Source organism: Bradyrhizobium pachyrhizi (assembly GCF_001189245.1).
Taxonomy (GTDB): Bacteria; Pseudomonadota; Alphaproteobacteria; order Rhizobiales; family Xanthobacteraceae; genus Bradyrhizobium; species Bradyrhizobium pachyrhizi.
Map to the genome: position 1 here is coordinate 167431 of NZ_LFIQ01000084.1, position 7715 is coordinate 175145.

Consider the following 7715-nt stretch of genomic DNA (forward strand, 5'->3'; position numbering starts at 1 on the left):
TTCTTTGCGCCGGACAAACCGCTCCCGGATTGCGCTGCGCTTCATCCGGGCTACGAAACCGGCGATGCGGAATCGCGCTTGAACGTCATTGCGAGGAGCGCAGCGACGAAGCAATCCATCCTACCGCGTATCGCTCGCAATGACGGACAAGATGCACGGCTGACTAAGACGCCTTGCGCGCGAAGGTAACGTGGGTCGCGTGCGGGCTCGCGACATGCGAGACGACGGCATAGCCGAGGGCAGGCAGATCAAGGCCCGCGAACAAACTCTCGCCGGCGCCGAGCACGACCGGCGGCAGCACCAGTTGCAGCTCGTCGAGCAGACGCGCCTGCAGGAATTGCCGCACCACCGAGACGCCGCCGCCGACGCGGATATCCTTGTCACCGGCAACGGCGCGCGCCCGCTCGAGCGCCGCGAGCATGCCGTCGGTCACGAAGTGAAACGTCGTGCCGCCTTCCATCGCGATGTCGGGCCGCGCGTGATGGGTCAGCACGAACACCGGCGTGTGGTACGGCGGATTGTCGCCCCACCAGCCCTTCCAGGCATGATCCGGCCACGGCCCGCGGATCGGGCCAAACATGTTGCGGCCCAGGATCCAGGCGCCGATCCCCTCCATCGACTTGCGCGCGATCTCGTCGTCGAGCCCGGTGGTGCCGCCGTCCTGGCCGGTCATCGCGCGAAAGGTTCGCGTCTCGAAGAACCAGGCGGCGGGCAGCGCCAGGCCGCCGACGCCGAATGGATGTTCGAGGCTCTGATTCAGCGCCGCGCCAAATCCGTCGATCGAGACCGTGAATACTGAAGTCCTGACTTTTCCCATGATGTTCCGCTTCCGTGAGTGGGAGACCTTACGGAAGACGGGCGGGAAAGCCAGCGCCCGACATTTGCTGCGCAAGAAAGTTCGCGGCGGCTATTTCGCCCCGCACAGCACGTCGATCGCACCCTTCACGATCGCCTCGAGCTCCTTACGCGGCACCCGGGCGCGGGCGCGGATCGCGATGGTGTGGATGGTGGCGGAAGCCAGATGCGCCAGCGACGCCGGATCGGTCCCCTCAGGCAGTTCCCCGCGTTCCTTGGCGTGGCGGAAGCAGATGCCGAACGCCTTGTCGAGCTCGGTCAGGCCCTCGACCACCATGGTGCGGATGTCCGGATCCGACACCGCCTCCGACGCCGCCGTCATCACGGTGAAGCAACCGCGCGGGCCGGACTCGCCGGAGAGATAGATGTCGAGCGCGATGCGATAGATGCGCTCGAGTCGCTCGCGCAGCGGCGCGTCGGCGCGGAAGATGTCGACCATCGCGGCGCGCGCGTCGTCGCGATAGCGCTGGTAGCTCTTGATGTAGAGCTCGCGCTTGTCGCCGAACGCGCCATAGAGGCTCGGCCGGTTCATGCCGGTCGCGGCGCTCAAATCATCGAGCGAGGTCGCAGCAAAGCCGTCGCGCCGGAACAGATCGAGCGCCTTGCCGAGCGCGACATCGGGCTCATAGGCGCGTGGCCGCCCGCGGCGCTTCGGGGTGACCGGCGCCGCGATTTTGGCAACAGACGGCGGCTTGTTATTTTTTTGTACCATTTCGCATTTAATTCCTTGACGCCATCAATATTATCCAAGACAGTACAAAAATCAACAACGGCCGGACACCCGCGCCAGACACTGGAGGCACCCATGGACCTTTATTTCTCGCCCCTCGCCTGCTCGATGGCGACCCGCGTCGCGCTCTATGAAGCCGGCCAGCCGGCCAACTATCTCGAGGTCGACCCGAAGACCAAGGCGGTGCGCACCGACGGCTCCGACTTCAACAAGGTCAACCCGCTCGGCCTGGTGCCGACGCTGCGCACCGACGACGGCGTCGTGCTGACCGAGAACGCCGCGATCCTGCAATATGTCGCCGACCAGTTTCCGCGCGCCGGCATCGGCTCGGCGTCGAACGCCGAGCGTTCAAAGCTGCATCAATGGCTGTGCTTCATCGGCACCGAGCTGCACAAGGGCCTGTTCCTGCCGCTGCTCGACAAGAAGGCGCCGCCGGAGGCCAAGACCTATGCCGTGGAGAAATACGTCTCACGGCTCGACTATCTCGAGGACCACCTGAAGGGTCGCGAGTACCTGCTCGATCATTTCAGCGTCGCCGACGCCTATCTCGTCACCGTCATCAACTGGACCATGGCAACGCCGCCGATCGAGCTCGCGAAATGGCCGGCGCTGAAGGCCTACTACGAACGACTGCGCGCCCGGCCCTCGGTCGCGAAGGCGATCGCGGAGGAGTTCGAACTCTACAAGGCCGAGATCGCGCGGCACAAGGCGGCGGCGTAGGGCTCTCTCCGCTCCCTCTCCCCGTTTTTCACGGGGAGAGGGCTGGGGTGAGGGGATGCGTCCGCAAATGCGCCGTTTGGTGTTGCGTCAGCATCCTCGGCAAATTGAAAGCTTGCGAGTATCAAGCTCCCCACCGGTAGGCTTCCCTGCGCGATCGAGTGGCGTATCAGTAAAGACCGGCATGAACTTCTTCCACTGATGGTAGTATTCCGCCGGCAAGGTGTAAGGTTGGCAGTCAGCAATCGCTCTGAGCGCGCTCTGTTGATAGGCCCGAGCCGACTCTGATGTTGCTGAACTGTTCCCCGAAGACAGGATAGGTTGGCCATCCAGCTTGCCCTCTTGCGTCAGCTCGATCACGAACTCGGTCTTCATGCTCCCGGTGTCGTTTTCGACGCGTACGGGTTTCCGCCAACACCTCTCGACCTGATGCCTGAAGATCGGTCCCCATGTCTCGGGCCCGTGCATTTTACCTTTCGCTGCACTTGGCTGGATAGGAACGGCTATGAAGACGGTCGCGAGGAGGAAGCCTGCGAGCGCAACGGCGGCAGAACGTTTGATAGGCATGTAATGGAGTCCGGTAGACGCGGTGAGGTTGCAACGCGAACCAGAATAAACCGCCCCTCATCGAGACTCGCAATCGTTTTCGATGAGCCGCCACAAACGCGCCGTAGCCCCGGTTGGAGCGCAGCGCAATCCGGGAACGGTATTACCGCAGGCGAGACTACCCCGGATTTCGCTTCGCTCCATCCGGGCTACGAGCCGATCAGAACGGCTCCGGCCCCAAGCCCGGCACGTCGGCCGGACGCGGACCCGGGGCGGGCCAGTGGAAGCGGCGGTCCTTCTCTGCAATCGCGATGTCGTTGATCGAGGCCTCGCGGCGACGCATCAGGCCGTGCTCGTCGAACTCCCACTGCTCGTTGCCGTAGGAGCGAAACCAGTTGCCGCCGGCATCGTGCCATTCGTACTGGAAGCGCACCGCGATGCGGTTGCCGTCGAACGCCCAGAGATCCTTGATCAGGCGATACTCCTGCTCCTTTTCCCATTTGCGGGTCAGGAAGGCCACGATCGCCTCGCGGCCCTGAAACACCTCGGAGCGGTTGCGCCAACGGCTGTCCTCGGTATAGGCGCCGGCAACCCGAACGGGGTCGCGCGAATTCCAGGCGTCCTCGGCCATGCGCGCCTTCTGCGCGGCAGTCTCGCGGGTGAAGGGTGGCAGCGGCGGGCGTGACATCGGCGATCCCTCGTTGTTCGAGACGCAAATCTAGCGCCGCGCCGCCGAGAGTCGATGGGGCGTTTCCTATCGGCCAATAGCTAGAGCCTATTCCGTTCCGATTATACCGGAACGGGCTCTAGCCTCTTATTTTGACGCGCTTTCTTCACGCGAACCGCTACCCACTTCGCTCGAAAACGCTCTAAGCCAGATCGGCCTTCATCAGCGCGCGAATAGCCTTCGGAATCGGCTGTGCCCGTCCCTGGCTGACGAAGGCAACGCGCACCTGCGCCTTCACAAGCACGTCATCGCCGCGCCTGACCTCCTGCGCGAGCATGATGGAAGCGCCCTTCACGGCGATCGGCCAGGTCACGACGTCGAGCACGTCGTCCATCCGCGCAGGCTTGAGGAAGTCGAGCGTCATCGAGCGCACGACAAAGGCGAAGCCGCCAGTCTCTTCCTGCGCCTCCTCGAACAGCGCGTTCTGTTCGGCGCCCATCAGACGGAGATGATTGGTGCGGCCGCGCTCCATGAAGCGCAGGTAGTTGGCGTGGTAGACGATGCCGGAAAAATCGGTATCTTCGTAATAGACACGGACCTGCATATGGTGGCGGCCATCGCGGATCACGCCGTCGATATGGGGTAAGGTCAATTGCGGCCCCTCGATTGCCCTCGGAACGGGAACAACAATCGTGTTGCGCAAATTCCTCGATCACGCAAGCGCGCTCAGGACACCACCGGCCCCTTTGCGCCGAGCGTGACCTGCACGATCTCGGGCGGCACGCCGAGGCGGAACGGCATGATGCTGCAGCCGAGGCCGCCGGAGACGACGACGTCGCATTTCAGCTTGATATGGCCATAGGCGAGCCGCATGCCGTGCTTCACCGGCACCGCCGGCGACCAGCCGAGCAACCGGACCTGCCCACCATGGGTGTGGCCGGACAATTGCAGCGCAACGCGCGAGGGCACCCGGAGCGCGACGTCGGGCTCATGCGCGAGCAGGATCACCGGCGCGTCGTCTGTGACCTTGGCGAGCGTCGCGTTGAGATCGTCGACGCCGATGCGCGTGACCTGGCGATAGGGCCGCGCCGCCATGAAGGCGAGCTGGTCGCCGAGACCGGCGAGCCAGAACGGACGGCCGTCCTTGGCGAGCCGCACCGCGTCGTTCTCGTAGACCGGAATCCCCGCTCCCTCCAGCGCGCGGCGCGCCAGCGGGATGCCGCGCCCCAAGCGCTGTACCGCCTTGTCTTCCCAGTAGTCGTGGTTGCCGAGCACGGCGTGCACGCCGAGCGGCGCCTTCAGGCCCTTCAGCACCGCGGCCCAGTCGGAGGCCGGAATGAAGCGGGTGACGTGGCGCAGCCCCGCGACATAGTCGCCGAGCAGCACGACGATGTCGGGGTTCAGGGCGTTCGTCCGCTCCACGATCTCTGCGATGCGATCGAGCGACATCCAGGGATCGCAGGCGTGGATGTCGGCGAGTGCGGCGATCTTGAGCGGAAAGTCCGCCGGCCATTGCCGCGGCGACAGATCGTAGCGCGTGAGCGCGAGGCGGACGACCGGCTCGCTCAAGCCATAGGCCGCGGTCGAAGCGGTGGCGGCGGTCAACCCGCCGAACCCGCGCAGAAAATGACGACGTGAAATCATGGACGTGTGATCGGTGATGCCTGGCGCTTGTCGAAAACACTTTGGGTTATCATAGGCCCTTTGATTGGAGCGAAATTGGGCCGCGTTTGTGCAGACGGCCTGTAGAGATGCCGTCAGCGGCCAAGGTTACCGGCAAGTGCGACGCGCTGCATCAACACGTCTCTTCACGACTTCGGGAGCGGAGGCCTTTGAGCATGAAGAACCGCTTCGCCCTTTTCCGGATCACGCGTCAGTCCTCGTCGCTGTTGCCGCCGAACAGCCCGAACTGCGAGGGGTCGCGGTTCGGCTCGGCGAGGCCGAGATGGCGGAAGGCATGCGAGGTCAGAAGCCGGCCACGCGGAGTGCGCTGCAGATAGCCGCACTGGATCAGATAGGGCTCGATGATGTCCTCGATCGCATCGCGCGGCTCCGACAGCGCCGCCGCCATGGTCTCGACGCCGACCGGTCCGCCGCCATAGTTCAGGGCGATGGTCGTGAGATAGCGCCGGTCCATCGCATCGAGCCCGGCGCTGTCGACCTCGAGCGCGCTCAGCGCGCGGTCGGCGATGCCGCGGTCGACGGAATCGGCATCGGCGGCGGAGGCAAAGTCGCGCACCCGGCGCAGCAGGCGGCCGGCGATGCGCGGTGTGCCGCGGGCGCGGCGCGCGATCTCGTTGGCGCCGTCGGGGCTCATGCCGATGTTGAGCACGCGGGCGCCGCGGGTGACGATCTTCTCCAGCTCTTCCTCGGTGTAGAAATTGAGCCGGATCGGAATGCCGAAGCGGTCGCGCAAGGGATTGGTGAGCAACCCCGCACGCGTCGTCGCGCCGACCAGCGTGAATTTCGACAATTCGATTTTCACAGAACGCGCCGCGGGACCTTCGCCGATGATCAGGTCGAGCTGAAAATCCTCCATCGCGGGATAGAGCACTTCCTCGACCGCCGGGCTGAGGCGATGAATCTCGTCGATGAACAGCACGTCGCGCTCTTCGAGATTGGTCAGCAGCGCCGCGAGATCGCCGGCCTTCGCAATGACAGGGCCGGAGGTGGCGCGAAAGCCGACGCCAAGCTCGCGCGCGACGATCTGCGCCAGCGTGGTCTTGCCGAGGCCGGGCGGACCGACGAACAGCACATGATCGAGCGCCTCGCCGCGCTTCTTCGCCGCCTCGATGAAGATCGAGAGATTCTTGCGCGCCTGGGCCTGGCCGACGAACTCCGTCAGCGACTGCGGCCGCAGCGCGGTGTCGCCGACATCGTCGGAGCGGCGTTCGGGCGAGACCATGCGCGAGGGCGTGTTCACTTCGACAATTCCTTCAGGCCCAGCCGGATCAGCTGCGCGGTCTCGGCGCTCTCACCGGCGCTGCGCGAGGCGGCGGCGATGGCGGCAGCGGCTTGCGGCTGGCCGTAGCCGAGATTGACCAGCGCCGAGATCGCGTCGGTCACCGGGCGCGGCGCGCGGTTGTTGTCGATCGCGCCCGACAGATGCACCACCGCGGGATCGACATCGGCGAAGCCCGGCGCCTTGTCCTTCAGTTCGCTGACGATGCGCTCGGCGACCTTCGGCCCGACCCCCGGCGTCCGCGCCACCGCCGCCTTGTCGCGTAGCGCGATCGCATTGGCGAGATCGGTCGGCGGCAGCGTGCCGAGCACCGCGAGCGCGACCTTGGCGCCGACCCCCTGCACGGTCTGCAGCAGGCGAAACCATTCGCGCTCATGATCGCTGCGGAAGCCGAACAGTTTGATCTGGTCCTCGCGGACATAGGTCTCGATCGAGAGCACGGCAGCGCCGCCCGGCGACGGCAGCGCCTGCAACGTGCGGCTCGCACAATGCACCTGATAGCCGACGCCGCCGACGTCGAGGATCACATAGTCCTCGCCATAGGAATCGATCAGGCCCTTCAGCTTGCCGATCATAGGTTCGCCACCTTGAGCCGCAGCGCGGTGCTCTGGCGGTGATGGGCGTGGGTGATCGCGACCGCGAGCGCGTCCGCGGCGTCGGCGGACGGCGGCTCGGCTTTCGGCAGCAGGATCTTCAGCATCACCTGGATCTGGCTCTTCTCGGCATGTCCGGCGCCGACCACAGTCTTCTTGACCTGGTTCGGCGCGTATTCGGCCACCGAGATACCGAACATTGCGGGCGCCAGCATGGCGACGCCGCGTGCTTGGCCGAGCTTCAGCGTGGCAACGCCGTCCTTGTTGACGAAGGTCTGCTCGACCGCCGCCTCCACCGGTCTGTGGTCGGCGAGCACAGCGGCCAGCCCCTCATGGATCGCGAGCAGCCGGTTTGCCAGCGGCAGATCGTCCGGCGGCTCGACCGAACCGCAGGCGATATAGGCGAGACGATTGCCTTCGGTCTCGATCACCCCCCAGCCGGTGCGGCGGAGACCCGGATCGATACCGATGATGCGGACGGGAGAGCGAATCGGCTGGGATGTCATGAGGTAGTGATACCGCCTGCACCGGGAGAACGAAACACAAACGGAGGCTCATCCCCGCCTCCGTCGCGGTCGGCTCGGCCCATCGCCCAGCCTCGGCTCGTCATCCCCCGCGAAAGCGGGGGATCCAGTACGCCGCGGC

At 65.3% G+C, this 7715-nt stretch carries 10 protein-coding genes; 1 reads left to right on the forward strand and 9 read right to left on the reverse strand.

The genetic code is table 11. The features are described from left to right. Window positions 1-163: 163 nt before the first annotated feature. Window positions 164-817, reverse strand: coding sequence for a dihydrofolate reductase family protein (locus AKL29_RS19570; RefSeq protein WP_050385242.1), 654 nt, complete (start codon window positions 815-817; stop codon window positions 164-166). 90 nt (window positions 818-907) lie between these two features. Continuing rightward, complete coding sequence (locus AKL29_RS19575) at window positions 908-1567, reverse strand: TetR/AcrR family transcriptional regulator (protein ID WP_050385243.1); 660 nt, start codon at window positions 1565-1567, stop codon at window positions 908-910. A gap of 93 nt (window positions 1568-1660) precedes the next feature. Here AKL29_RS19575 and AKL29_RS19580 point away from each other — a divergent pair, with 93 nt between their 5' ends. Beyond that, window positions 1661-2305: a glutathione binding-like protein gene (locus tag AKL29_RS19580; RefSeq protein WP_050385244.1), complete on the forward strand. Its 645-nt coding sequence runs from the start codon at window positions 1661-1663 to the stop codon at window positions 2303-2305. Window positions 2306-2392: 87 nt separating this feature from the next. Here AKL29_RS19580 and AKL29_RS46820 read toward each other — a convergent pair whose 3' ends face one another. The 7 genes from AKL29_RS46820 to ruvC form a co-directional block, all read right to left on the reverse strand. Then, entirely contained in the window at window positions 2393-2869 is a 477-nt protein-coding gene (locus AKL29_RS46820; RefSeq protein WP_050385245.1) for a hypothetical protein, read from the reverse strand. Between the two features lie 199 nt (window positions 2870-3068). Then, window positions 3069-3536 (reverse strand): nuclear transport factor 2 family protein, encoded by a 468-nt coding sequence (locus AKL29_RS19590; protein WP_050385246.1) that lies wholly within the window; start codon window positions 3534-3536, stop codon window positions 3069-3071. 181 nt (window positions 3537-3717) lie between these two features. Next, entirely contained in the window at window positions 3718-4167 is a 450-nt protein-coding gene (gene ybgC, locus AKL29_RS19595; RefSeq protein ID WP_050385247.1) for a tol-pal system-associated acyl-CoA thioesterase, read from the reverse strand. A 74-nt stretch (window positions 4168-4241) separates the two neighbouring features. Continuing rightward, on the reverse strand, window positions 4242-5159 hold the full coding sequence (locus AKL29_RS19600) for a metallophosphoesterase (protein ID WP_050385248.1): 918 nt from the start codon (window positions 5157-5159) through the stop codon (window positions 4242-4244). A 229-nt stretch (window positions 5160-5388) separates the two neighbouring features. Beyond that, window positions 5389-6438, reverse strand: a complete 1050-nt coding sequence (ruvB, locus tag AKL29_RS19605) for a Holliday junction branch migration DNA helicase RuvB (protein WP_050385249.1) — start codon at window positions 6436-6438, stop codon at window positions 5389-5391. Next, complete coding sequence (gene ruvA, locus AKL29_RS19610) at window positions 6435-7052, reverse strand: Holliday junction branch migration protein RuvA (RefSeq protein WP_050385250.1); 618 nt, start codon at window positions 7050-7052, stop codon at window positions 6435-6437. Before ruvA ends, ruvB begins: the two co-directional genes overlap by 4 nt. Beyond that, window positions 7049-7576, reverse strand: a complete 528-nt coding sequence (ruvC, locus tag AKL29_RS19615) for a crossover junction endodeoxyribonuclease RuvC (RefSeq protein WP_050385251.1) — start codon at window positions 7574-7576, stop codon at window positions 7049-7051. The genes ruvA and ruvC overlap by 4 nt, the downstream gene beginning before the upstream one ends. Window positions 7577-7715 lie beyond the last annotated feature (139 nt).

Bases quoted from the DNA above. Each gene is read 5' to 3' on its own strand.
- AKL29_RS19570 (WP_050385242.1), bottom strand. From the start codon at position 817: ATGGGAAAAGTCAGGACTTCAGTATTCACGGTCTCGATCGACGGATTT.
- AKL29_RS19575 (WP_050385243.1), bottom strand. From the start codon at position 1,567: ATGGTACAAAAAAATAACAAGCCGCCGTCTGTTGCCAAAATCGCGGCG.
- AKL29_RS19580 (WP_050385244.1), top strand. From the start codon at position 1,661: ATGGACCTTTATTTCTCGCCCCTCGCCTGCTCGATGGCGACCCGCGTC.
- AKL29_RS46820 (WP_050385245.1), bottom strand. From the start codon at position 2,869: ATGCCTATCAAACGTTCTGCCGCCGTTGCGCTCGCAGGCTTCCTCCTC.
- AKL29_RS19590 (WP_050385246.1), bottom strand. From the start codon at position 3,536: ATGTCACGCCCGCCGCTGCCACCCTTCACCCGCGAGACTGCCGCGCAG.
- AKL29_RS19600 (WP_050385248.1), bottom strand. From the start codon at position 5,159: ATGATTTCACGTCGTCATTTTCTGCGCGGGTTCGGCGGGTTGACCGCC.
- ruvA (WP_050385250.1), bottom strand. From the start codon at position 7,052: ATGATCGGCAAGCTGAAGGGCCTGATCGATTCCTATGGCGAGGACTAT.
- ruvC (WP_050385251.1), bottom strand. From the start codon at position 7,576: ATGACATCCCAGCCGATTCGCTCTCCCGTCCGCATCATCGGTATCGAT.